General features: G+C 66.5%; 15 protein-coding genes. 4 read left to right on the top strand and 11 right to left on the bottom strand.

The window, feature by feature from the left end:
- Positions 1–129: 129 nt before the first annotated feature.
- From drmC to drmD, 5 genes are read right to left on the bottom strand one after another with little or no spacing between them, the layout of a single operon-like run.
- Positions 130–864: a DISARM system phospholipase D-like protein DrmC gene (gene drmC, locus NQ707_RS06360; RefSeq protein WP_404435128.1), complete on the bottom strand. Its 735-nt coding sequence runs from the start codon at positions 862–864 to the stop codon at positions 130–132.
- Entirely contained in the window at positions 854–2,953 is a 2,100-nt protein-coding gene (gene drmB / locus NQ707_RS06365; RefSeq protein WP_404435130.1) for a DrmB family protein, read from the bottom strand. Before drmB ends, drmC begins: the two co-directional genes overlap by 11 nt.
- Positions 2,950–6,684, bottom strand: a complete 3,735-nt coding sequence (drmA, locus tag NQ707_RS06370; RefSeq protein WP_404435132.1) for a DISARM system helicase DrmA — start codon at positions 6,682–6,684, stop codon at positions 2,950–2,952. The genes drmB and drmA overlap by 4 nt, the downstream gene beginning before the upstream one ends.
- A 14-nt stretch (positions 6,685–6,698) precedes the next feature.
- A complete protein-coding gene (locus tag NQ707_RS06375) occupies positions 6,699–10,811 on the bottom strand; it encodes an Eco57I restriction-modification methylase domain-containing protein (RefSeq protein WP_404435133.1) in 4,113 nt (1,370 codons plus the stop codon).
- On the bottom strand, positions 10,808–13,960 hold the full coding sequence (gene drmD, locus NQ707_RS06380) for a DISARM system SNF2-like helicase DrmD (protein WP_404435135.1): 3,153 nt from the start codon (positions 13,958–13,960) through the stop codon (positions 10,808–10,810). The genes NQ707_RS06375 and drmD overlap by 4 nt, the downstream gene beginning before the upstream one ends.
- Positions 13,961–14,215: 255 nt before the next feature.
- On the opposite strand from drmD, the gene NQ707_RS06385 reads away from it, so the two are divergent.
- Together NQ707_RS06385 and clpB are read left to right on the top strand one after the other, a co-directional pair.
- Positions 14,216–14,776, top strand: a complete 561-nt coding sequence (locus NQ707_RS06385; RefSeq protein ID WP_404435137.1) for a hypothetical protein — start codon at positions 14,216–14,218, stop codon at positions 14,774–14,776.
- Between the two features lie 267 nt (positions 14,777–15,043).
- A complete protein-coding gene (gene clpB / locus NQ707_RS06390) occupies positions 15,044–17,650 on the top strand; it encodes an ATP-dependent chaperone ClpB (RefSeq protein ID WP_404435139.1) in 2,607 nt (868 codons plus the stop codon).
- Between the two features lie 209 nt (positions 17,651–17,859).
- Here clpB and NQ707_RS06395 read toward each other — a convergent pair whose 3' ends face one another.
- Both NQ707_RS06395 and NQ707_RS06400 read right to left on the bottom strand, forming a co-directional pair.
- The gene (locus tag NQ707_RS06395; RefSeq protein ID WP_275472509.1) at positions 17,860–19,203 is read right to left on the bottom strand and encodes an MFS transporter; all 1,344 of its coding nucleotides are present in this window, start codon (positions 19,201–19,203) and stop codon (positions 17,860–17,862) included.
- 44 nt (positions 19,204–19,247) lie between these two features.
- Positions 19,248–20,498, bottom strand: a complete 1,251-nt coding sequence (locus NQ707_RS06400) for an alpha-hydroxy acid oxidase (protein ID WP_242650380.1) — start codon at positions 20,496–20,498, stop codon at positions 19,248–19,250.
- A gap of 141 nt (positions 20,499–20,639) precedes the next feature.
- Here NQ707_RS06400 and NQ707_RS06405 point away from each other — a divergent pair, with 141 nt between their 5' ends.
- Together NQ707_RS06405 and NQ707_RS06410 are read left to right on the top strand one after the other, a co-directional pair.
- Positions 20,640–21,575: a Sir2 family NAD-dependent protein deacetylase gene (locus NQ707_RS06405; RefSeq protein ID WP_061225336.1), complete on the top strand. Its 936-nt coding sequence runs from the start codon at positions 20,640–20,642 to the stop codon at positions 21,573–21,575.
- Positions 21,576–21,716: 141 nt separating this feature from the next.
- Complete coding sequence (locus NQ707_RS06410) at positions 21,717–21,923, top strand: DUF3073 domain-containing protein (RefSeq protein WP_058730662.1); 207 nt, start codon at positions 21,717–21,719, stop codon at positions 21,921–21,923.
- Between the two features lie 167 nt (positions 21,924–22,090).
- On the opposite strand, the gene purM is transcribed toward NQ707_RS06410, so the two are convergent.
- The 4 genes from purM to NQ707_RS06430 form a co-directional block, all read right to left on the bottom strand.
- Positions 22,091–23,251 (bottom strand): phosphoribosylformylglycinamidine cyclo-ligase, encoded by a 1,161-nt coding sequence (gene purM / locus NQ707_RS06415; protein WP_404435141.1) that lies wholly within the window; start codon positions 23,249–23,251, stop codon positions 22,091–22,093.
- Between the two features lie 76 nt (positions 23,252–23,327).
- On the bottom strand, positions 23,328–23,750 hold the full coding sequence (locus NQ707_RS06420) for a hypothetical protein (protein WP_058730664.1): 423 nt from the start codon (positions 23,748–23,750) through the stop codon (positions 23,328–23,330).
- Complete coding sequence (locus NQ707_RS06425) at positions 23,751–24,155, bottom strand: sterol carrier family protein (protein WP_058730665.1); 405 nt, start codon at positions 24,153–24,155, stop codon at positions 23,751–23,753. It abuts the gene before it with no gap.
- On the bottom strand, positions 24,155–25,237 hold the full coding sequence (locus tag NQ707_RS06430) for an asparaginase (protein WP_404435144.1): 1,083 nt from the start codon (positions 25,235–25,237) through the stop codon (positions 24,155–24,157). Before NQ707_RS06430 ends, NQ707_RS06425 begins: the two co-directional genes overlap by 1 nt.
- Between the last annotated feature and the right edge of the window lies 1 nt (position 25,238).

The following is a 25,238-nucleotide window of genomic DNA, read 5'->3' on the forward strand; positions in this document are numbered from 1 at the left end:
CCGGATCGCGGGGCCGGCGCGCGGCACAAGGGGCGGGCTTAACGCGGCTTGACGGTGATGTTACAGTGACTCGCGACCCAGGGTATCCCATCCGCGTCCAGAAGGCTATTGCAGAGAGAATCAGTTACTTTAGGGGGATACACGCTCGAAGAGATCGGCGAACCCATTGAAAGTGGTGATCACGCCCTCGCAGGCAGCCCGATCGTGGACTACGAGACCCAATTCGATGTTATGCAGCTCGGCAGACTTGGAAAAGTTGGCGCTCATGACGATGAGGTACTGATGATCGATGGCAATGAACTTCGCGTGTGTGCGAACTGGTTTTCCCTGCCATTCGATGCTTTGGTGGACAGCGGCCGGGTACATTGCGGAGGCCACCTCGGTTGTTGAGGGTTTCCAGTGCGCCGGTTCTGCGTTCGCTGCGGCAGTATCCATGTAGATGCGCACGTCGAGATCGGGCCGGGCAGCGGCCGCTTTCAAGGACTCCCAGAGTGCCGACGACCGCTGGAAGTTGTACGTCGCGCAGATCACGGACTCGCGTGCCTTGTCCACGTACTCGTGCAGAGTACTGGTGATTTTTCCGGCGCTGACGAAGTTGTCAGGAGCTGTCCAAACAGGCGAGACGACGATCGACGAGCCCCTGGCTCCTTCGATTGCGCGGAGCACTCGGATAACGCTCCCAGGGTCATCCCCCAGCCCCGCACGGATCAACAGATTCCACACATGGGTGCGACGAGCAGAACCCAGACCAGACTTGATCATCGACAGCGGAAGTCCGCCCTCGATCTGGTCGGCGATCTGCCGCGCCTCGGTGCCAGTGAGATAGGCGCCCAGGTTGCGGGCTGCCTTCGCGTCAGCGGCCACGTGGATCCCTGAAGAACGCGAGATCAGAGTATTTTCCCGGCAGAGGAATGAGAAATCGGCGGTCGAGAAATCGGTTAGCTCGTTCACACGAAGTCTCCGACGCCATCACACAGCAGTGGCAGGCGGCACCATGGAGGAAATCTTCGGGATCCTTCGGTTTACGTTGGGCGCAGATAGGATCCGACGAGCAACGGGAGGCCTGAATGAGCGCCTTTTGGGTGAGGTCGGCGAGCAACTCCGGCTCGGAGAGATGGACAAGCCCCCCTAGGGTTCCATCGCTGTCGGAAGCTGTCGTACAGATGAGGACTCCTGCTGCGGGAGGGCGTTCACCCTGGCGCTGCCAGGCGTAGAGCCGTTCGCTGATGCTCGCGGCGCCGTAGCCGCTGCTCAGCGCCATCTGCCGGAACAGTACGTGCGCGAAGGTGTGAATCAGCCAGTAGCGTGGTGAAGGGAGTCGTTCCTCGGGGGGTGTCTCGGCGGCGGTCTCGGAGAACCGGTTCTCGAAGTTCCTACGGTGTGATTCCATATGCGCCTTCCACAGGTCCGAACTCACGACCCGTTCCTCCCAAGCTGCAACTGCTTTCTCGTCGAACTGCAGGAAGAGTCCTTCACCGTGGTCCTCAGTGGCCGGGACCCAGGAGGGCCTTTTATTGTCGGTGATCGGAACGAGACGGCTGGCGAGGTCGTTGACGCGATCCATCTCATCGACGCGGGTGAAGCCGATGAGTGCATTAACCTTGCGGAGCTTGTCGACAGCGAGAACACGGCTGATTCCGACAGGCATATGATTCGATAATTTGCGCTTCGATAGAACCAGTCCGCTGCGATCGTCCGCGTGGCGTTCATCTATCGGACTTTTCTGGAGGTATCGCCACTCAGGGACCAATAGATCGACGGGGCTCCACCGCTTAAACGCTTCATGTTTTTCTTCCATCGATTTCTCGGCAGATTCTTCGATTACCGCGGTCAAGATTTTCGAAAGATCTTCGTCAGATTTCGCTGTTACATCTAGGGCACTCTTAAGGAACTTGCGGAGCGGACCGAAGGGTCTTCCTATATAGTCCTCCGGAGTCACATCGGGGTCTTTCGCGAACTCGGCACGGATGAGATCGACCTCGTCAGCGAACTTCAGCTCGGGATCGAGGCGCGGCATAACGATGGCTGAGGCCAGCGCCGGGAACCAGAGGTTGGATGCGCCGACCAGGATTAACCGCGGCTCGCGGCTGCACCCGTCGGGGGTGAATCCATTAAGATGGGGATGACGCCCGCGGCATGCGGGTAATTTGGCACGGCCAGCCTCCCCCTGCGCCTCATTCATTCGACGTCGGGCTTCACAAGAGGTGCATACGATCGTGGCCGAGGCTCCTCGGCCGCCGGAGTGGTCGATCATCTTGAGGATCGGCACATCAGCCTTCGGACAGTGCCCTCCCTTGTGAACCCACCAATCATAGGGGAATTCGTCGAGATGCCCATCGATGCAGGTGAGCAGGTAGCGGGCGGCCACCGCAGGTCGCCGTTTCGATTTGCCGCGACGCTGTGCCTTGGGGCCTCTACCGTCGGCGGCTTGGGGCCGCCCCGGACACTTATCGTGCTCGAAGATCGCTTCGTCGGGACGGTACGGGTTGGTGTTCTTGTACTCGAACTTGGATAGGGGACCTAGCAAATCGCATCCGGTGCAGCGCAACCACTGTGGGAAGATGTGCGCGGGCACTCCGAGGTCTTTGCCCTCCTCACGGGTGAACGATGTGCTCGCTTGGTAGGGGAAGGGCCGGAGCTCATCGACACGGTGCTTGAGCAGCGTGCGGACGGAGTCGAGGAGTCCCGGGGCATGGATCGTCGGGATGCCATCGCGGCGGGCCCAGATGCGTTCCCAGTCCTGCAGACCTGACGGCATGACAGTGAAATGCGAGAGGTCCATGATCGAGCCGGGACCGTAGGTGTAAAGCAGAGAGGACGGGCGGGCGGAACCGACCTTGGCGTAGTTCTTCTTGTGCCCTGCCTTCTTGAGATCATCAGCGTCACCCAGGGGGTCCAACGGTGTCTGACCGCGTGCCTTGACGGTGCTCTCTGGCGATGTTTTGTTGCTCATATCTGATCTCCGTTCGGCTGGGGCGCCCATTGTGGGGTGTCGTCTGATGGCCGCCAAATGAGATTCTCCGGTTGGGGAGTGACGAGGATGTTGATCTCCGGCTGTACCTCGCGCAGCGAATTGGCGATGACGAATGGGGGTCCGGTCTGGGCGGCGGCGGAGGGAAGGTTCTCAGCGCCGCGGATGAGTGGTGCGAAGTCGCTCTCGTTCTTGCCTCGGATCCTCTCGTAGGCGAGTGATTTACGTTCTCCGCCGGTGACCGATATTTGGCGCTTCTTCCACAGGCCGACTGCCGTATCAAGCCGCCGACGGACAGCATCTTCTGTGAGGGGGTCGGGTGAAGCGGCGGCGGCGCGGGCGACGAGCTTGTCGATGAGTGCACTGACCCGCTGGGATGCAGCGGTTTCTTTGATTCGCCACGCCTTAGTTTCAGGGGACAGTCCCTCGGACTGGGGTGCTTCGAGCACGCGGATGGCGCTGACGAGCACCCCCGCCAGTCCACGTTCGAGAGAGGTGACCGAGAACGGCGTAACGGACAGTGGCTCGACCTGGGCGTAAAAGGTTTCGTGGTAGTGGCGGAATGCCTCGTAGTGGGCGAGGTCGCGTGGACGCGCCCAGTTGCCGAGGGTGACGACCAGACCGGGACGACCGGGGTCTCGGCCGACGCGGGAGGATGCCTGGATGTACTCGGCGGTGTTCTTGGGTTGTCCGACCATGAGCATCAGCCCGAGTCTGGTCACGTCGACGCCGACCTGCAACATCGATGTGGCAAGCACGACGTCGAAGGGAGGGGCGGTGTCTCTCTTAGGAACCGGTTGGTTCGCCGCGCGGCGAGTGCGCCTGTCCCTCCTGGCCGAAGTCGAGTCGAATGCGGGATCGAACGTGAGGGCCATCTGATCCAGGGTATCGGTGATGGCTACCCCCGAGACGCGGCTGGTCAACTCGGACAGGTTTAGTTCGTCGAAGGCAGTTCCTACGCGACGTGGGAGCCCGATCCCGCGGCGGCCCTTGGCTAGTGCCGTCTGGACGTCGTCCTGGACGTAGCGGCTCATGCCGGCGAGTTCTCGGGTGGCATTGAAGTACCCGACGAGCGTCATGTAAGGATCGACGGCTTTGCCGAGTCGGTCGATGAGGAGTTGCCCACCTGCCATAAGGATCTCGGCGACGCGGATCTCGGCGGTGGTGATGCGGACACCTGTGGTGCTTACGCCGATGTAACGGCGGCCGGGATTCTCCTTCGAGACGGGGACTTCTGTGGAGAAATAGGTGTCGGCGGCATCAAGCACCCGTGGGGGGAACAGCAGTGGTAACCGGCCGTAGAGACCTTTGCTCTGGTCGCCGGCGTTGCGGACGGTGGCGGTGGAAGCGACAAGGAGCGGCTTGACCTGTGCGCCGTCGGCGGTCTGCCATGTCGTCAGGACGTCGATGGCGATCTCAAACAGGCCGACGGCGGTTCCTAGGGCGCCAGTGATGAGGTGCAGCTCATCCTGAATGATGAGGTCGATGGGACGCAGACGGACGACGTCGTGTGACTCGGCCGCGGGAAGGGTGCCGGTGGCTCGGTGCCCCTTTCCGTCGCATCCCCTGTCGTCGGGATGGACGTAGCCGTGACGGTCGCACTTCTTACCGACGTAGCCGAACAGGTGCGCTGCCTGACCCTCTCGGGCAAGACGGGCGAACTTGTCAACGGTGGCGATGAGGAAAGCCGGGGCTAGGCGGTAGATCTCTTCGTCGACGGTGAGGATCGGGAGGCCACCCTCGACGTCGCCGTGGCGGGAGAACGGACATTCGCCGAACTCCTCACCGCAGTAGACATGGACGCGGCCGGCCTTCTCATCGACCGAGATGTCGCTCGGTGATATAAGGGTCCCACACCACGGGCATCGCTTGACCTGCAGCACGGTGAGCCTGTGTCCGTGGCCATCGTTGACATTCTTGAGCTCTTCGGCGGCGGCTTTTACGTACTTAGGCGAGACATTGGTACCCACCCACAGGCCGATGCGGAAGGGTTCTTCGCCCCAAGTGGCGACATCCTTGCGACGTTCGAGTTCGGCTGCACACACCAGAGCTGCGGCGCGCTGGAACTGCTGAGAGGTGAGCAGACGCAGCGTATACCGCATAAGAACGTTGACACCGGCACCGCCGTTGAGCGGGCCGTCGGGGGTGTCGATGACTCCCTGCAGCCGTCGGATCGCGAAGGTGAATGCAGCGAGACCGAGGTAGGCCTCGGTCTTGCCACCGCCGGTGGGGAAGAAGAGTAGTTCGACGCGGGCAAGGTTGTCTGCGGAGCGTCGCGCATAGGTCGGGTCGCACAGCCCGTGGACCTGCATAAGGACGAAGGCGAGCTGGAAGGTACGCCAGGAGTGAGCGCCGGGACCCCGTGCAGCCACGCGTTCTGCCGCCTCGTCGAGCTCGAGTGTGGGGTCAGCGATACGTAGCGCCGCGACCTGATTGCGAACGCGCTGATCGGCCATAACGGTGTTCATGAATGCGAAGCAACGGCGAGCTTCCTCATTCTGCTGGAGAAAAGACAGGCCATCGGCGAGCTGCGCATGGACGTAGACAGCTTCGTCTATCGCTTCCTCCGCGGTGGAGCGCAGATGCGGGGGCAGCGTGGTGGCCTCATCACGTTTCTGATCCAGCCATGCCGCGTAGCCGTCAACGATGGGTCGCAGGCCGGCATCGAGAATATCCGCGTTGGTTTCTGCGGCGTCTGCCAGCGTTCGCATGTCGGTGATCGCGCCGGGCGTCTCTCCGGGGAGGGTCTGCGGGGTCTCGCTCGTGGGCAGCCAGGTGGTGCGCACCTGGGTTGCCTGGCGGGCACCATCGGCGACAGCCCAGTCGACGGAGCATGTACGCCCGATGGCGAATTCGAGCTGGTCACGGTACTGCAGGTCGAGCCGTTTGAGTTCGTCGTCTTCGGTTGGGCGCTCCGGGTCATAGAGGGGATCGTGGACCGGCAGGAAGATGGGCTGGCCGTCTTCGGACTCGATGTAGAGCTGTGTCTGGAACATCCAGGCCTTGACCGGGATGGGCGTGCTCGTTTCCGTGTTGTTGCACAGTGCGACCTCGATGATGCGACGGCTACGCGACTGGCCCTCAGCGCTGTCGATCTCGCTATCGATCTGCAAGGTGACGTTATCTTCGAGCCTCTGTGTCGCTCTACCACCACCCTTCTTGAGATCGCTGATGAGGATCCTTGACGCGTGATCGTGATGCTTCCGACGGAAGACGCGTTCGGGGCGGTCGGTGCCGGAGATGACCTTGCCGGTGTTTCCGGGTTCGTAGGTTCCCCAGTTCGCGCGGACGGTGAAAGACTTGATGTCGAGGGGGATCTGGAAGCGCAGCCCCATGGAGGCCGGGATCATGAGACCGCGCTTGACGGGTGCATCCTGGGCGGCGTCCTCCTCCGCATCGATCGTCGTTTCGTCTGTGCTCGGTAGCGGCACACCGGTGCTCTGCTTGGCGTCAACGTCGTCACCGATATCGAGGGTGGAGTTGGGGTCATCATCTCCTTCGGCGCTTGGCGCGCCTGTGTTGTCGGCTATCTTTGATGGTGCGATTCGGCCGACCAGGTAGCGGGTGTCGGGCGCCATCTGCAGTATCTCGTCATCACCATCGGCTGGACCAAGCAGCTCGCGGGTGAGGATGTTGTGGAGGTTTTCACGCGCTGCCCAGGATGACTTCTCGTCGTTGATGAGCAGCTCGTACGCAGGTGTGGTCTCTGACATCAGTCATCTCCCTCTCAGTCATCTTCTGGTGCGTGTTCACCATCGTCCTCGTCCGCTGGTGGGGCGCCTTCCTGCAACGCGGCTCGACGGTGGTTCTCTTCGAGAAGGCGGTCGAGGATTTCGACACGTGCTTCCGGGCTCACCGTCCAGCGGGTCATCCGGCGGTAGTCATTGAACCCGTGATCGAGGGGTATGTCATCCCATCCGTAGGCCGCCATGACGGCCTGGTCCAGGTCGACATGGATCTGCCTTAACCGCGCAACGTCCGGGTCTGTTGAGTCTGGCAGGTCAGGGTTGTTTATTCGATTATAAAGGGTTGTGAGTCCCATATTTCGACGCAACATGATTCCGCGAAGCTCCGTGTGCATAATTAAACCAATGGCATCAAGTTCGACCAATGGCCGGGGGCGCGGAAATGTCATAAAAACTTTACTGGGTGTATATCGCAATCCGGAGCCCAGAGTGGAAGTGTATTTTATGGCCCACATCTGGTGAAGTGATGACGAGAGTATTGCCTGTTGTGCGTAGGAGTCAGTGGCGAAAATAATCAGCTGCTCGCTCATCACTGCGCCTCGAGGTGTGCGTATAGGTGTGAGACAGTTGCTGTTTCGGGCAAGCGTAAGAATCTCGTTCAGACCTGAGATTGCCTTCTCCATATTGGGACGCGGCATCCAGAACTTCCACCACTCGTTTACCATGCGCGGATAGGCAATGGGATCTTTCTGGAGACGAGTCGGCCTCACTTCGTGGTATACGTGCCCCCAGGGTTTAGTGTAGGTTTTGGCGGAACTCTCTGGGAGTTCCCTAAAATTAATTATCCAGCGCCTTGGCGAAGTATCTGGTTGGGAATCGATATCATCGCCGTTCAAAAAATGGGACAGCACTTCGGCGTTCCTGGGCTCCTCATGGATCCATTGTTGCGCCTCCTCAGGTTCAATGATGAACCCCTTCCCGTCGATGATGCAGCCCTGGAATGCGATGCCTACATTCTCACGAAGCGGCAGCGGATTTCCGGAGACGCGTCCTTCCGCTTCCAGGAGGGGGGATATGCGGTCGACTGCCACGCCGTCACACACACGTGTTGCGGCGTTGCTAACGGCTCCCCCGGTGCCCCATACGCAGGCATATTCTAGTTTTGCTGACGCTGCCGGCCAAGGTCGTGATTGAATTGCTCGGGTGATAATGAACCCCTCCGAGACCATCTGGTCCAGCCCTACTTCCCGAGTATCGCCCTGAGCGATGCTGTTTGTCGCAATAAGGCCCAGTGTTCCGGTTGGCCTCAGGAGATTGGTGGCCCTTAGAGAGAAATAGGAAACAAGGTCGGCATTTCCTGTGGTGTTGTTTGCAATTTGGCGAACGCACCACTGTCTCATATTCTTGCCCATGGCTGGGGAGATCTTCTTTCCCCCTAAGAATGGGGGGTTGCCGACGATGGCATCGAACCCGCCCCGGGCCATCACGTCGGGGACTTCCAGGCACCAGTGGAGAGGTTGCCACTGGGCATAGTCGGTCTCGACAGTGGGGGTAAGACCTTCGGTAATGAGCTCGTTGAGCAAGGTGGGATCTGCGGGCCCGTCGGAGGACGGCAGAGCGTACCTCGCGGCGAGGCGAAGCTTATCGTAAGCATTGTTGAGCTGCTTCCCTGGCTTGCCTCCTAGGGGCAACCCAGCCGCGATCACGCCATCGGCAATCTGTCGCAGCGTTTGGGTGACCTTGGCTAGGTCTTTCATCTGATTGCGCTTCGTCGCGGCCGAACGCATGGGGTCGGTGTTGTCGATCTCTGATGTGAGCGCGTGTCGCAGAGAGATCGCCTTCTGGATACGGTTCGAGAGGTTGAGCTGCCCTATGAACGCGTCCTCCGGGATGTCTAGGGTGGGCTGGCCTTTCCCCGAATGCTCTGTCTTGGGTATCTCGGCGGTTGCTTGAGACGGGGAGATATGCAGTTTCTCCAGCTGCCGCAGAGAAGTCAGGCCCAGCAGGGAATTCCCGTGGAGCATCTTGTCGTCCACGAAGGAGAAGGGAAGGCTGCGGTCAAGGGAGACGAGCCAGAGCGAGAGCTTGCACATTTCGACGGCCATCTCATTGATGTCAGCCCCGTACAAGCAGTAGGCCACCACCGCGCGGAGAGCCCTGGTCTCTCTGTCGGTCGGCGAGAGCTCCGGGGAGACTCCTTCGGACTGCCACGCCTCCTGCAGGCGGGCCGCCAGGTAACGGGCGGCCGCGACGAGGAAAGCGCCCGACCCACAGGCGATGTCAGCAACCTTGAGGTCGAGGATCTCCGTCGATGACTTCAACTGCCAGGCGCTGCGGTCGGCGGTCTGGTGTGGCCCGGGGGAGTACACGATCGGCTCCAGCGCATGGAGTACGACCTCCTCGGCGAGCGCGCGCGGTGTGTAGTGCGCGCCGGCATTTTTCCGAGAGGCGGTTTCGACAACCAGCAGTCCTCCTTCAAGAGCAACGACCGGGCGGCCTCGCAGATCGCGGCGGATCAGGCCAATCCAGTTGCGCAGGCGTTTCCCCAGTACCTCGTCGGTCGTGACGGAGCGGACGGCTTGAATGGCGTCCTCCACAGAGTCTCCAGTGGTCGCCAGTTTAGCGTACTGGGCCGCGGTAAGCCCCTTAGCGCTAGGCTGGGTCTTCTTGACTCGGTTGAAGAGCATCTTGCCGAAGGTAGCCCCGTCGGAGGTCTTCGAGGCGAATTCCTCGAGCTCCTCTAAGGTGATCTCCGGCTCGGCCCCGTCTTTACCGTCCAAGCCTATCGTAACTTTCGTCGCACGCTGGCAGGTAAATCCCAGAAGGCCTTCGTAGATATAACCGATCTGCTCCACGTCGATGTCGCGGAAGGAGATCCGTCGAAGCTGACCATCGATCCTGGCCGTCTGAATGGCTCGCAACACCTCAAGCATGACTCTGTCGCTCACGGTGAGGGCCAGCACCCCACGGTCGGTGGTCGCGGTGAGGAATCCGAAACGCTGCGGGTCGAACAAGGAGCCTCCGTACGCAGGAAGTCGGAGGTCCTCGAATGTCGCACCGCCATAGAGGGCCATCGACGTCGCCAGGAGGCGGTGCCACGTCAGGGAAGTAGCGTCGAGAGCTTCGTCGTTCTCATCTCTGGCCCGTCTCTCCAACAGCTCGCGCTGATCGGAGAGACTGTAGCCTGCCGAATATAGCTCACCAGTCGGGAGCAGCCCGCGCTCTTCCGCAAAGAGGAGGAAGACGACACGCATGAGCACGGTGACGACAGCGGCGTAGATCTCGTCACCGTCCTTCGGGAGCGGATCGGGCTCCTGCCGGTGGCGGGCCTCCGCCGCTGATTCGTCCAGAGCCGCCACGACGAGCTCGACCGCGCGTCGCACCTGCGCGCCCAGCGCCTCGGTAATCTGCTCCGCGGCCAACACGGAGTCGACGAAGAGGGCGCTCAATCGATGCTCGGTCCTCTTACCCAGCAGCCGGCTGGGGGAGAGCAATGCGACGAAGGCGTCCAGAACCTCGCGTTCTTCGATCCATGTCTGTGCGTCAACGATTCCGGAGGCGGCCAGAGTGCCTTGCGGTGCGCTCACCAGCCCCCACCAGCGACCGTCCGTGACAATCCCGATCGGCAGGCCGGCCTTACGTAGCAACAGTTCCATACGATCGATCGGGCTGTCGGACCAGCCGTCTTCGCAGGCTTCCCGCAGCCCGGTGACCGGATCGATGACCCAGACCAGTGCGCCTACGTCGTCATGGCGACGCAGCGCTCCTGTGGCGTGCATCTGTACAGCCCAGTCTGGTGACGACACCATAGTCCTGGCTATTGGGTCATTGGGGTTCCAGTGATCTCCCCACTGAAACAGATCACGCAACACCGACTCGACCCATGTGTCGCGCGCGACCCGGTAAGAGGGCAGTGCAACCTGGCGGTCAAACGCTTCCTCGTAGGCGTCCCGAGCGCGCTCGAATTGCTGCTTTTCCGTGCCCAGCACCTGTCGACGCGTAGGATCCACCTGAGGAATGCCTTGGGGGAATGCTTTCGCGAGTACCGGCAGGGCGATGAACGGCCCCTCCGTATCCACCAGCTCCAGCCAGGCTCGATGGGCATCGCGGACACTTCCAGATGTGCGGCCCAGTTTTTTCGTCACAGGGGTCATCGATTCCCTCCAAACTTATCCGCGTCCGTCGGAGTCAGAGCGAACACCACTGCGGCCGCTGAGACATATGGATGCACATCGGTGTAGCGGTCCCGGATTCCAGACAGCTCTCGCTCTTCCTCACCACCGAGGGCTTCGAGACGGTCCTCCATGGCGCGGATGTCACGGCGTCTCTGGGCCTGTTGATCGTCCGCGAAGAGCATCAGTGTTGCCTCGTGTTCTTCCGCCCTCGCCTCCTGCAGCGAACGGTGGAGATTCTCTCTGAATTTCGCGTAGATGTCCGACACTCGCTTCAGGTCAGTGTCGCGGCGCTTGTTCAAGTTCTCCTGAACGGCATCCTGGCGCTTCCTCGCCCGAGCCCTCATGGCTTCCTCGAGGCGCCTGCGCATCTTCGAGTCTTCGGCATTCCAAGCTTCAGCGAGCTGGAAGCGCACCGAACGATCAGCGGGGACCAGATCACGGCGATCGAGCACTTTGTCAAGCAGATCGTGAACCTTGTCCTCCGCCATCGCGTTGCCGCGTATTCGGATGCCGGTGACGAAGACCTCCTCGTGTAGGCGGAGTCCGCCGCGTCCGACGAGGACCAGTCGTGAGACTGCCGCAACGCAGGACTCGGGAATCCCCGATTCCACCACGGCGGTAGCACGGTGTATTTGAGATGAGGCGCCGAAGAGACCGCTGCGCAGGAGACGAGCCGACTTCTGCATGAGCGCATGCCCGAGATGGATGTGGACAACCTCTGGGTCCTCGTGGGCTGCTGTCTCGTCAAAGGTGATCGGACGATATACGCCCGGATTGAGCCGTGTGTCGAGCCCCGCCAACGTTGACTGCCATCGGTGTCCAAGGTGTCCTACGGTGAAGGTCGCTGGGTCGTTCTCGTCGTACATATCATCGGGGTTGATTTTCAACCCCGGTTCGCGGCTAGCCGCGAGAGCCGTCTCGACAACCCGCCGAGCATTGAACGGCGTGAGGTGCAGCTTGGTCTTCGTCTCGTCGTATGAGGATGCGAGATTCGTCAACTGGGCGTTAAGATGTAAGTCACCCTTGAGTGCGGTGAGCTGGGCGGACGAGGCATTCTTTGCGACTGTTCGGGCTGGAGAGGCCTCCAGGCTGAAGTGCTCCTGAACATCGGCGTCCACCACCGAGTTGACTGACCCCAGGTCGCCCTTGACCGTGGCGACCTTCTCCGCGATGCGACGGAAGAACTTCAGATCGTTGGTGTACGCCGATGAGCTGCGCGTCGGGGCCAGGTAATAGATCTCGGGCGAGTTGCGCTGCCCATAGCGGTCGATGCGCCCGATCCGCTGCTCCAAGCGGGACGGGTTGAAGGGGATATCGTAGTTGATTAGGCGGTGACAGTGCGCCTGGAGGTCGATGCCCTCGCCTGCTGCGTCCGTGGCCAGAAGGACACGGATCGGCTGCTCCTCGGGAGGAGCGGTGAAGCGTGCACGGATCAGCTCTCGTTCCTCAGCCGATGTGCTGCCTTGGATGACGGCAAGGCGGGCCTCGCTGTACCCCTTGGACTCCAGCACGCGCTGTATCCACTCCAAGGTCGCGGCGTACTCGGTGAAGATGACCACTCGCTCGTTGCTCCATAGCTCGCCGATCCGGCAGAAACCATCGAGGAACGTGATGAGTGCGCTCAGGCGGGAGTCGGGACGCCCTTCGAAGCCGCGACCCCACGCGGTGAGCCGATCGATCTGTTGCGGCGTGGCCTCACTCAACGGGCGCGCTGTCTTAGCATGTCTCATCGCCTCGAATTCAGGATGCTCCGGGAGGCCCTCCTCCTCATCCGATTGGTCGCTGCCGATGACCTCAGTGTAAGGGTCCTCGAGGGCGGGCAGCGAAGCGTCGGGAGCCGCATTGTACTGTTCCAGTGTGAGAGCGAATGACCAGGGGCTCGACAGCAGTCGCTTGCGCAGCAGCACCCCGAGAAGATCGCCCATCGTGCTCTTGCCATTGGCCTTGGCGCTTGCCTCGAGCAGATCGACGAGGGCGGAGAAGTTCTCCTCCTCGTCCCGTTCCGGCTCAAAGGGGATGGTCTTGATCTGTCGGTCTTTGAAGTCCTTCTCGGTCAGCTGGGTTTTGAGGCGGCGCACCGTCACGTCGGCCAGGGCCTTCTCATCGATCGTCGCGCCACGGGCGAAGCGTCGGTCGTCGATCATCTCCATCAGGGCTGTGAAGGACTCGGAGTATCCGTTGTGCGGTGTGGCGCTGAGGAACAGTCTATGCTCGCAGCGCTTGGCCAACTCAGCCACCGCGATTGTCCGTTTGCTGTCGACGGCGTATCCTCGGCCACCGCCGATAGAACTCGGGCTGGACGGAGCGACGTGGTGTGCTTCGTCTACCACCAGGATGTCGAAGGCGTACGATTGCGCGGATCTTCCGTCTGCCGTCTGATAGATCTCGCGCAGCAGCCGTCTCGCTCGGGGCGTCGGCAGCCATGCCATGGACACGATGACGCGCCGGTGGAGACGGAAGGGGTTGGCACCTAGTCCGTGTCTGCGGCGGTCCTCGGCGAGTCTCTCTCGGTTGATAATGACGAAGTCTAAACCGAATTTCTCGCGCATCTCCTCCTGCCACTTGATCGCCAGGCTCGGCGGGCACACGATCGCAACGGTCTGCGCTCGGTGCCGCAGCAGCAGCTCTTGGATGACCAGTCCGGCTTCGATGGTCTTGCCAAGCCCGACGTCGTCAGCGAGCAGGAGGTTCGTGCGTGCGGAAGAGAGCGCACGTCGGAGAGGCTCGAGCTGGTACGCCTCGACGTTAGCGCCCGAGCGGAACGGTGACTGGAAAGAACTCTCGTCTGCGCTGGTCACAGCACCCCAACGAACGGCGTCGACGTATGCGCCAAGAGTGTTGGGGTCGTCGAAGGTTTCGGAGGTCAGATGTACGGGAAGGCCTTGGTCTGGAAGCAGAGTATTACCGACCTCTAGCTCCCAGACTACGGACAGCTCCTCCCCCAGGCGGTCCTCGTCGGTTGACTGGAGTGCTACGACGTGCTGCGTCTCAGGTCGGGTCTCATCGGCAGGGCTTCGCCCCAGCCCCTGGACAGAGATGTCGGTGACGGCCCAGCGACTGCCTCGCACCTCGACAACCTGCCCCGGCTCGGGAAGTTGTGGCCGCCGTGTCGGCGCGTCGAAAGGCATGGGCGCTCCTGTCTGTGCGTCCCTGGGGGGGCGTACGACTCCGATACTATCCGTGATCTACCGAGAAGTCGTAGTTCGACCCGATGGCTGTCTGCTGACTGTTGCGGTCCGTGGGTGCTGTTGGGCCGATGGGGCAGTCCTGGGCAGGCCCGTGCACCGCGGGCCTTCTTCCCCCGTTCGTTCGTTCCTCTCTGGGCCTGCCTACCTACCGAGCGACCACAAACTCGTGACCCGCAACATCTAGACTGGCTTACCGTGAGCAGCACCTCCCCGACCCCTCCCGCCCGCACCGCCACTCCCTCGCCCGCGGTGCGCCTGTGCACCGGTACGGCCCTGTCGATGACGGTGCTGACGGGGCTGTGGATCACGGCCGGACGCGCCCTGTTCGGGGCGGGTGGGCTGCTGGTCGGGGTCTTCGCGGTGACCGTGCTGCCGGTGTACCTGGCGGTGATGGGCCTGGCCTGCTGGCGCCTGCTGCGCGACGCCCGACGCCGCCCGGGCGGGGCCACGACGCCGGCGATCGTCGGGGCGCTGGTGTGCACGTGGATCCTGGCGCTGATCTTCGGCTTCCTCGTCCCGGATCGGGTGCAGGGGCGGGTGGTCTCGGCGGCCTCGGCGGTGCTGGGCCCGGACGTCGTCGGGCTCTCCGCCGGCTTCGGCAACACCTTCGGCATCCTGACCTTCGTCGCGGCCTTCGCGACCCTGGGCCTGGCGATCACCCAGGATCGGCGCGGGCGCCGCGCGGCGGAGGGTCGCCCGGCCACCGAGGATGAGATCCTCGACGCCGCGGGGTACGACGGCGGCCGCCTGGGCTGATCGGGCGGGCCGATCCGGGGGGGGGCGGCAGAGGTCTCGGAGGCTTCTGGGCGCCGCCCGATCCGCGGCCCCGAGCCCCGGCCAGGGCCCCGCCCGGGTCCCGTCCCGAGTCCCGCCATCGCACGGCAGAACCTGTGGAAAACCTCCACGGAATCCCTTGCCCCCTCAAGTTGAGCGGAGTAGACTCAAGGTAGTTGATACAGACGTGGGCAGATCGGCGGGCGTAGCGGCCCGCCCCTCGCCCTGTAACCACCGTGAGGAGCCGCCATGGACACCCGATTCACCACCCAGAGCCAAGAGGCTCTCAACGCCGCGAACATGAACGCGCAGACCGCGGGCAACCCGCAGATCGAACCCGCGCACCTGCTCAAGGCCCTGCTGGACCAGCGCCAGTCCGTGGCCGTGGCCGTCCTGAAGTCCCTCGAGGTGGACGTGGACGCCCTGTCCGAGCGGGCCTCGGCCGCGATCAAGGCCCTGCCCGCCGCCTCCGGGTCCTCGGTGGGCCAGGCCCAGTTCTCCCGCCAGTCCCTGCGCGTCGTGCAGGGCGCGCAGCAGGCCGCGCAGCAGCTCGGGGACCAGTTCGTCTCCACCGAGGTGCTGCTGCTGGGCATCGCCCGGCTGGGCTCGGAGGACCCGGCCGCCGCGGCCCTGTCCCGGGCCGGGGCGGGGGCCGTGGCCATCGAACAGACCATCCCCGACGTCAGAGGAGGACGCACCGTGGACACCCCCGATCCGGAGGGCACCTTCCAGTCCCTGGAGAAGTACGGCACGGACCTGACCGCCGTCGCCCGCGAGGGCAAGCTGGACCCGGTCATCGGCCGGGACGCGGAGATCCGCCGCGTCATCCAGGTGCTCTCCCGGCGCACCAAGAACAACCCGGTGCTGATCGGCGAACCCGGCGTCGGCAAGACCTCCGTGGTGGAGGGCCTGGCCCAGCGCATCGTCTCCGGGGACGTCCCGGAGACCCTGCGCGGCAAGACCCTCATCAGCCTGGACCTCGGCTCGATGGTCGCCGGCGCCAAGTACCGCGGCGAGTTCGAGGAGCGGCTCAAGGCCGTGCTGGACGAGATCAAGAAGTCCGAGGGGCAGGTCATCACCTTCATCGACGAGCTGCACACCCTCGTCGGGGCCGGTGGCGGCTCCGATGGGTCCATGGACGCGGGCAACATGCTCAAGCCCATGCTGGCCCGCGGCGAGCTGCGGATGATCGGGGCGACCACCCTGAACGAGTACCGCGAGAACATCGAGAAGGACGCCGCCCTGGAGCGCCGCTTCCAGCAGGTCTACGTCGGCGAGCCCTCCGTGGAGGACACCGTCGCGATCCTGCGCGGACTGAAGGAGCGCTACGAGGCGCACCACAAGGTGCAGATCGCCGACTCCGCACTGGTGGCCGCAGCCAATCTCTCCAACCGCTACATCCAGGGTCGCCAGCTGCCGGACAAGGCCATCGACCTCGTGGACGAGGCCGCCTCGCGCCTGCGCATGGAGATCGACTCCGCCCCGGAGGAGATCGACGCGCTGCGCCGCCAGGTGGACCGGATGACCATGGAGGAGCTGGCCCTGAAGAATGAGACCGACGCCGCCTCCCAGGACCGGCTGGCCACCCTGCAGCAGGAACTGGCCGACCGGCGCGAGGAGCTGGACGCCCTGAACGCCCGCTGGGAGGCGGAGAAGGCCGGGCTGAACCGCGTCGGGGAGATCAAGAAGCAGGTGGACGAGCTGCGCTCCGCGGCCGAGGTCGCCCAGCGCGAGGGCAACCTCGGGGAGGCTTCACGACTGCTCTACGGGGAGATCCCCGCCAAGCAGCGGGAGCTGGAGGAGGCCCAGCGGGCTGAGGAGCAGACCGAGGCCGGGGACACCATGGTCTCCGAGGAGGTCACCGCCGATGAGATCGCGGACGTCATCTCCGCCTGGACGGGGATCCCCGCCGGGAAGATGCTGCAGGGCGAGAACGAGAAGCTGCTGCACATGGAGGCCGAACTCGGCAAGCGCCTGATCGGCCAGCACTGCGCGGTGCAGGCCGTGGCCGACGCCGTGCGCCGCTCCCGCGCGGGGGTCTCGGACCCGGATCGGCCCATCGGCTCCTTCCTGTTCCTGGGCCCCACCGGCGTCGGGAAGACCGAGCTGGCCAAGTCCCTCGCGGAGTTCCAGTTCGACGACGAGCACGCGATGATCCGCATCGACATGTCCGAGTACGGCGAGAAGCACACCGTCTCCCGGCTGGTCGGCGCCCCTCCCGGGTACGTCGGCTACGACGAGGGCGGGCAGCTGACCGAGGCCGTGCGGCGTCGGCCCTACTCCGTGGTGCTGCTGGATGAGGTGGAGAAGGCTCACCCGGACGTCTTCGACATCCTCCTGCAGGTCCTGGACGACGGCCGCCTGACCGACGGGCAGGGGCGGACCGTGGACTTCCGCAACGTCATTCTGATCATGACCTCCAACCTGGGCTCGCAGTTCCTGGTGGATCAGACCCAGGAGGAGCAGAAGAAGCGCGAGGCCGTGATGAACGTGGTCAACGCCTCCTTCAAGCCCGAGTTCCTCAACCGGCTGGACGACATCATCATGTTCGACCCGCTGACCACCGAGGATCTGGGGCGGATCGTGGAGCTGATGATCGAGGCGATGGCTCAGCGCCTGCAGCAGCGGCGCCTGACCCTGGACGTCACCCCCGCGGCCAAGGAGTGGCTGGGCCTGACCGGCTACGACCCGGCCTTCGGCGCCCGCCCCCTGCGCCGCCTGGTGCAGAAGGAGGTCGGCGACCGCCTGGCCAAGGGCATCCTCGCCGGGCAGATCTGGGACGGGGACACCGTGCGGGTGGACGTGAACCCGGACGTCGCCGAGGACGGCCTGACGGTCACCTCCGAGCGCGCCTGACCCCCGGAGGCCCCGCGAGACGGCGCTTTCGTTCCCACCTCTCACCGAGACGGCGCTTTCGTTCCCAGAAACCGGATTCTTGGGAACGAAAGCGCCGCCTCGGTGCAGGTGGGCGGGGGAATGGGAACGGGAGCGCCGTCTCGGTGCACCCGAGGGCCGGACGTGCCCGGGAATCCCCGGACATGCCGGCCCCGGGACGCCCGCCGGCCCTACGCCCCCGGCGTCGCCGGGTTGTTGCCGCGGCCGCGGGCCAGGACCATGGCGGCCACGGTCACCGCGAAGCACACGCCCATATACCCGGCGGCCGGGCCGACGGCGCCGTCCGCGGTCTGCAGCAGCCAGGCCACGATCATCGGGGTGAAGCCCGCGACCAGCGCCCCGCTGGTCTCCCGGGCCAGGGCGGTGCCGGTGAAGCGGGTCTCGGTGGGGAACAGGTTCGCCACGAACGCGCCCTGCGGGCCCGAGGTGCAGGAGAGCACCACGCCGTAGGACACGCACAGCACGCCCAGGCTCGCCGCCCAGCTGCCCGAGGTCAGGCCCAGGAACAGCGGCACGGCGAACAGCGCGCCGGCCACCGCCCCGAAGCCCATGACCTTCGCCGCGCTGAACCGGTCCGCGGCCAGACCCGCCACCGGGGAGAGCAGGACCCCCAGGATCGAGGCCAGCAGCACCGCCGTCAGCGCCTGCTGGCGTTCCAGTCCGCCGTAGGTGGTCATGACGGTGATGGAGACGATGGAGATGATGTAGTTGTTGGCGTTGTGTCCGGTCACGGCCATGAAGCCCAGCACCACGCCCTTCCAGTCCGTGCGCAGCACCTCGCCCAGCGGGGTGCGTCGGGCTTCGCGGCGCTGCCGCTGAGCGGCCATCGCCGCCCGGTACTCGGGGGACTCCTCCAGGCGGGTGCGGATCCAGATGGCCAGGGCGAACAGCACCACCGAGACCAGGAACGGCAGCCGCCAGCCCCACCCGAGGAACGCCTCCTGCCCCAGCCCGGCCACGGCCAGGAAGCTCAGGATCGCGATCGCCGAGCCCGCGGCCGGCATCGAGAGCACCAGGGAGGTCCAGAAGCCGCGTCGGGCCGGCGGGGTGTACTCCGCGACGAGGGTCAGCGCCCCGGTCAGCTCGGCCCCGGCTCCCAGCCCCTGGGTGAAGCGCAGCAGGATCAGCAGCACCACCGCCCACACCCCGAGGCTCTGGTGGGTGGGCAGCAGCCCGATCCCCACCGTGGAGACCCCCATGATGAGGATGGTCAGCAGCATCGCCGGCTTGCGTCCGCGCCGGTCCCCGAGGTGCGCGATGAGCACTCCGCCCAGCGGCCGGGCGACGAAGCCCACCGCGAAGGTCGCGAAGGCCGCCACCGCCTGCCCGCCCTCCAGGCCCCCGAAGAACAGCGGGCCGATGACCAGGGACGCCGCCGCCCCGTACAGCGCGTAGTCGTACCACTCCACGAGCGTGCCGATCATGGACGCGATCAGCGCCCGCCCGGCCCCGGGGCGCAGCCCCGTTCGTCCCACCTGCTCGACGCCCGCTCCAGTGCCACCGCCAGCGCTCACGTCCGCCCCCGCCCCGGGTGCGGGCCCTCCTCCGACGACGCGGCTCATGCGCTCCTCCAATCCAGGGCCACCATCTCCGGGGTCAGCTCTTCCATCCGGGCCACGCCCATCAGCTGCATCGTGCGCACCATCTCGGAGCGGAAGATCTCCAGGGCCCGGGCCACGCCCTCCCCGCCGCCGGCCATCAGCCCGTACAGGTAGGCCCGCCCGATCATCGCCGCATCCGCGCCCAGGGCCACCGCCGCGACGACGTCGGCCCCGGACATGATCCCGGTGTCCACCAGCACGGTCGGCTCCGGCCCCAGCCGACGGCGCACCTCCGGCAGGGTCAGCAGCGGCACCGGCGCCCGGTCCAGCTGGCGCCCGCCGTGGTTGGACAGCACGACGCCGTCGGCCCCGGCGGCCACGGACCGCTCGGCGTCCTCGGGGGTCTGCACGCCCTTGATCAGCAGGGTCCCGGGCCACTGCTCGCGCAGCCAGGCCAGGTCCCGGAAGGCCAGGGTGGGGTCGAACAGGGACCCGATCGCCTGGATGGACTGGGACCCGGAGCCGAAGTTCGTGAAGCCCAGGGGCTCGGTGGTCAGGAAGTTGATCCACCACTCCGGGCGCCAGGCCGCATCCAGGAACGTCTTGGCGGTCAGCTGCGGTGGGAAGGTCATGCCGTTGCGGGTGTCCCGGTGCCGGGCCCCGGTCACGGGGGTGTCCACGGTGACCATCAGCGTGTCGTACCCGGCGGCGTGGGCCCGGGCCACGAGGTCCTCGGCGATCCCGCGGTCCTGTCCGGCCAGGTACAGCTGGAACCAGCGGCGCCCGTCGGGCCCGGCCTCGGCCACCTCCTCGATGGTCGCGGTGCCCATGGTGGACAGGGTGAAGGGGATGCCCGCGGCGTGGGCGGCCCGCACCCCGGCGGTCTCGCCCTCGCTGTGCATCATCCGGGTGAAGCCGGTCGGGGCGATGACCAGCGGCATCGCGCTCGCCGCGCCGGCCACGGTGGTCTGCGGGGTCACGGAGCCGACGTCGCGCAGCACCTGCGGGCGGAAGGCCAGCTCGTCGTAGACCTGCCGGGCACGGCCCAGGGAGATCTCCCGCTCCGCGGCGCCGTCGACGTAGTCGAAGGGCCCGGTGGGGGTGCGACGCTTGGCGATGCGCCGCAGGTCCCACAGGTCCGCGGCCTTGGCCAGGCGCGCGGCCCGGCGGTCCAGGGTGGGCTTCTGCAGGTGCAGGTAGTCCCGCAGGGTCGGCAGATCGGGCAGGCGACGGCGCAGGGGCGCCAGGCGCGGGCTGTGCAGGGGCACGGTGGGGCCTTTCCGGGATGGCGATCGGGTTGTCCCCGACTGTAGTGATCCGCGAGATATCCGCCCATTCGTTGCGTCGCGTCGCCCAGATGACGCAGGATCCCGACGTCGCGGTGCGGCCGGTCTGCGTAGGCTGGGCCCGTGACCTCCTCCTTCCCCGCCGCTGCGGGGGCCGCCCACCGGGCCGCCCTGCGCTCGATCGCCCGCGTGGTCGAGGAGACGGCCCGCCCCACGGAGCCCGCGGCCGCGCTGGCCGGGATCGTCGGGCTGCTGCGGGCCGGCGGGGTGCTGGTGCTCACCGGGGCGGGGGTCTCCACCGACTCCGGGATCCCGGACTACCGGGGACCGCGCGGCTCGCTGCGGCGGCACCGGCCGATGACGTACCAGGAGTTCCTGCACGATCCCGACGCCTCCCACCGGTACTGGGCCCGCTCCTTCGTGGGCTGGCGGATCATGGACCGGGCTCGTCCGAATCCCGTGCACCACGCCCTGGTGGAGCTGGAGCGGGCGGGCATGCTCAGCGGGATCATCACCCAGAACGTGGACGGGCTGCACCGGGCCGCAGGCTCCCGGACCGTGCTCCAGCTGCACGGCGGGCTGGATGCGGTGGCCTGCCTGGACTGCGGGCACCGCGAGGACCGTCGGGCGCTGGATGAGCGCCTGGCGGCGGCGAACCCGGGGTACCTGGAGCGGATCCGGCTGGATCCGCGCGCGGTGAACCCTGACGGGGACGTGGAGCTGTCCGAGCAGCAGATCGCGGGCTTCCGGATGGTCGGGTGCCCGGTGTGCGGCTCCGTGCGGCTGAAGCCCGACGTCGTGTACTTCGGCGAGTCCGTGCCGCCCGAGCGCAAGGCGCGGGCGCGCCAGATGGTCCGGGAGGCCCGGGCGCTGCTGGTGGCCGGGTCCTCCCTGGCGGTGATGAGCGGGTACCGTCCCGTCCTGGACGGGCTGGCCCGCGGTCTGCCGCTGGCGGTGATCAACGGCGGACCGGGGCGGGCTGATGCCCGGGCGGACATCCTGTGGCGCACCCGGGTGGGGGAGGCCTTCGGCGAGATCCTGGACGCCCTGCAGCTGTGAGCCGCGGCGCCTCGTCGCGCGTGGGCACGGGCTGGACAAACCATGTACCCTGGGATCACGACAGAACTGACAGGGATCCGGGGTCGCAGTGTGCGCTCAGCGCGGCTGCGCCCGGAGTGAGCGATAAGAGGGGGTCACGCCATGGGGCGCGGCCGTCAGAAGGCTAAGGCAACCAGGCAGGCGCGGGAGATGAAGTACTACTCCCCGCAGACCGACTACACGGCGCTGGAGCGGGAGCTGACCGGTGCCAAGAAGTCCGACCGATCCGCGGACCGCTCCGGCGGCGCGCGCGAGGAGTTCGCCGACTACGAGGATCCGTACGCCGAGGAGTACGACGAGCGCGGCTGAGCGCCCGTCACCCCCGGCCAGCGGGCGACGTCCCCGGCAGCACGGACGTCACACCCCGCAGCCGCATCGGCAGCGCGAGGGCCCTGGAACCGAGCAGGTTCCGGGGCCCTCGCGCGTCGTTCGCGGGTTCGGCACGCTGCGCGTCGGCAGGTGCCGGATCGATGGGCTTACGCGTACTCGCCGAGCAGGCGCACCGCGCCGCCGTCCACGCCCTTCGCGCCCTGCACATAGTCCGGGTCCTCCAGGTCCGCAGCGGTAGGGGCCTCGCCCTGCTCCACGGTGCCCATGACCCAGGCGTCCACGCCGCGCTCGCCCAGGTGCGCCACCGCCTGATCCGCGACGGACGGGTCCACCACGGCCACCATGCCCACGCCCAGGTTCAGGGTGCGCTCCAGGTCCGCCTGCGGGACCTTGCCCAGCTGCCCGATGACCCGGAAGATCGGCGGGACCCGCCAGCTGCCGCGGTCCACCCGGGCCTCCAGGCCCTGCGGCAGCACGCGCGCCAGGTTCGCGGCCAGTCCGCCGCCGGTCACGTGGCTGAAGGCCCGCACCCCGGTGCCCAGCCCGCCGTCCTCATCCAGCACGGGGAAGGTGCGGGCCAGGTCCAGCACGTCCGCGGCGTAGACCCGGGTGGGCTCCAGCAGCTCCTCGCCGAGGGTGCGGCCGAACTCGGAGACCTCCCGGTCCAGGGACCACCCGGCCACGTTCACGACCTTGCGCACCAGCGAGTACCCGTTGGAGTGCAGCCCGGAGGAGGCCATCCCGATCAGCACGTCGCCGGCCCGCACCCGGTCCGGGCCGAGCAGCTCGTCGGCCTCCACGATGCCGGTCGCGGCCCCGGCGACGTCGTACTCCTGCGGGCCCAGCAGCCCCGGGTGCTCGGCGGTCTCCCCGCCCACCAGGGCCGTGTCCGCCGCGGAGCAGGCCGCGGCGATCCCGCGCACGATCCCGGCGATCCGCTCCGGGACCACCTTCCCGCAGGCGATGTAGTCGGTCATGTACAGCGGATTCGCGCCGACCACCACGATGTCGTCCACGACCATGCCCACCAGGTCCCAGCCGATGGTGTCGTGGATCTCCAGGGTCTGGGCGATCGCGACCTTGGTGCCCACCCCGTCCGTGGAGGTCGCCAGGTAGGGCTTGCGGTAGCCGCGCAGCGCGGAGAGGTCGTACAGCCCCGCGAAGCCGCCGACCCCGCCGACCACCCCGGGCCCGTGCGTGGCCTTCACGGCCTCCTTCATGAGGTCGACGGCGCGGTCCCCGGCCTCGACGTCCACGCCGGACTCGGCGTAGGTCAGGCCGGTCTCGGGCTGCTGGGTGTCTGCCATGTGGTGTCCTTCGGGTCGGTCCTCCCCGCGCGGGGGAGGGGCGTGGATCGGATCCGGTCGTCGGGAGGGGGGGATGTCAGTTCAGGGGCTGGCCGTGCTCGTCCACGGGCACCGCCCGGTAGCGGCGCACCCTCTTCTTGGAGCGCCGGTCCAGGATCAGGCCGATGATCGCGCCCACCAGGGCGCCGGCGGTCCCGAAGATCACGGCCATCATGCCGAAGATCGCGCCCAGGGTGTAGGCCTGGTCCACCGGGCCCAGCAGCGTGGAGAACAGGGCCACGACCAGCCCCACGGCCACCCCGACCAGCAGGAACGCGATCACCGACGGGGCCCGGCGCACCTCGAAGGCCTCCACCGGCTCGGCCCCCGCGCGCTCGGGGGTCGCCTCATCATCCGGGGCGGGGCGGACGGTCTCGACGTCGTTCGCGGCGTCGGCGTCCGGGGAGCCCGCGGGGGAGGAGGACTGCGGGGAACGGGGGGCGGAAGGGTGCTGACTCATCTACCCCAGGGTACCTTTCCGGGCCCGCCGCGCGGCGGTGCGGGTCGCGAACAGCGGCAGCAGGGCGGAGAGGTCGCTGCGGTTGCCGGAGGCGTCCACCGCGTGCTCGGCGCGGGCCTGCCCCCAGGTCAGGGAGCCGGTGGCCAGACCCAGCCACACCGGGGCCGGCATCTCCACGACGTTGGGCGGGGTCCCGCGGGTGTGCCGCGGACCCTCGATGGCCTGGGTGACCCCGAAGGGCGGGACCCGGACCTCCACCGAGTTGCCCGGGGCGCGGTGGGCCAGCTCCTCCAGGGCGTAGCGCACGGCCGTGGCCACCGTGGAGCGCCCGGCCCCCTCCGGGTCGGCCTCCCAGGCGCGCACCGCCGCCAGCCCGGTCTCGTCCGAGATCCGCCGGGCCGCCATCAGGCCTCCTGTCCCGCGTCGTCGGCGGCCTGGCCGGCATCCGCGAAGCCCTGGTCGGCGTCGCCTGAGCCCTGCTCGGCGTCGTCGAAGGCCGCACCCAGGCGGATCGCGCCCACGGGCTCACCGCCGCCGGTGATCGGATGCAGAATCTTCCCCAGCACGGCCTCCACCGCCGCCCCGGGCAGGTGCCCGGCACCGGCCAGCAGGGTCAGGGCCGTCAGGGTGGCCGGGCGGGAGGAGCCGTCCAGGACCTTCACGGCAGCCGCCGCCCCCTGCGGGGTGGCCACGCACAGCACCCCCTCGGCGCCGAGCTTCGCGATGACGTCCAGCCCCTCGATGACCACCGTGTTGGGCTCCCCGTGGCCCTGGACCATCTCCGGGTAGTCCACCATCGCGGTGGCCAGGGTCGCGGTGCGGGCGTCCTCCCCGATGTTGCGGATCGCGGCACCCAGGCGGGCGTAGCCGCGGGCCAGCCCGGTCAGGGTGATCGCAGGCAGCGGCGCACCGCACCCGTCCACCCCCACCAGCGCCGGGGCGTCCCCGGTGAACTCCTGCACGGTCTCCAGGACCAGCCGCTGCAGCGGGTGGTCCTGGTCCAGGTAGGAGGCGGTGTCCCAGCCCTGCACCGCGCACGCCCACAGGAACGCCGCGTGCTTGCCCGAGCAGTTCATCGCCAGGGCCTGCTTCCCCTCGCCCCGCTCGCGCAGCCGGTCCCGGGCGTCCTCGTCCTTCGGCCAGGCCGGCGGGCAGCGCAGATCCTCCGGGGACAGCCCGGCCGCGGCGAGCATCCCCGCCGCGGTGCGCATATGCTCCAGGGAGCCGGTGTGCGACCCCGCCGCGATCGCCACCTGCGCGCCGACCAGCGGCGCACCGGCCTTCATCGCCGCGATCGCCTGGAAGGGCTTGAGCGTGGAGCGGGGGAACAGCAGGGCGTCGGGATCGCCCAGGCGGCGCGAGACCGCGCCGTCGGGCTCCACCACCACGGCCGAGCCCACGTGCCGGGACTCCACGAAGCCGCTGCGGGTGACCACCGCCAGCTCGGCCGCCGCGGCGGACTCGACGGTCTCCAGGGGCTGGCTCATC

It is taken from the genome of Rothia sp. BD8, from assembly GCF_044878465.1.
GTDB classification, from domain to species: Bacteria; Actinomycetota; Actinomycetes; order Actinomycetales; family Micrococcaceae; genus Rothia; species Rothia kristinae.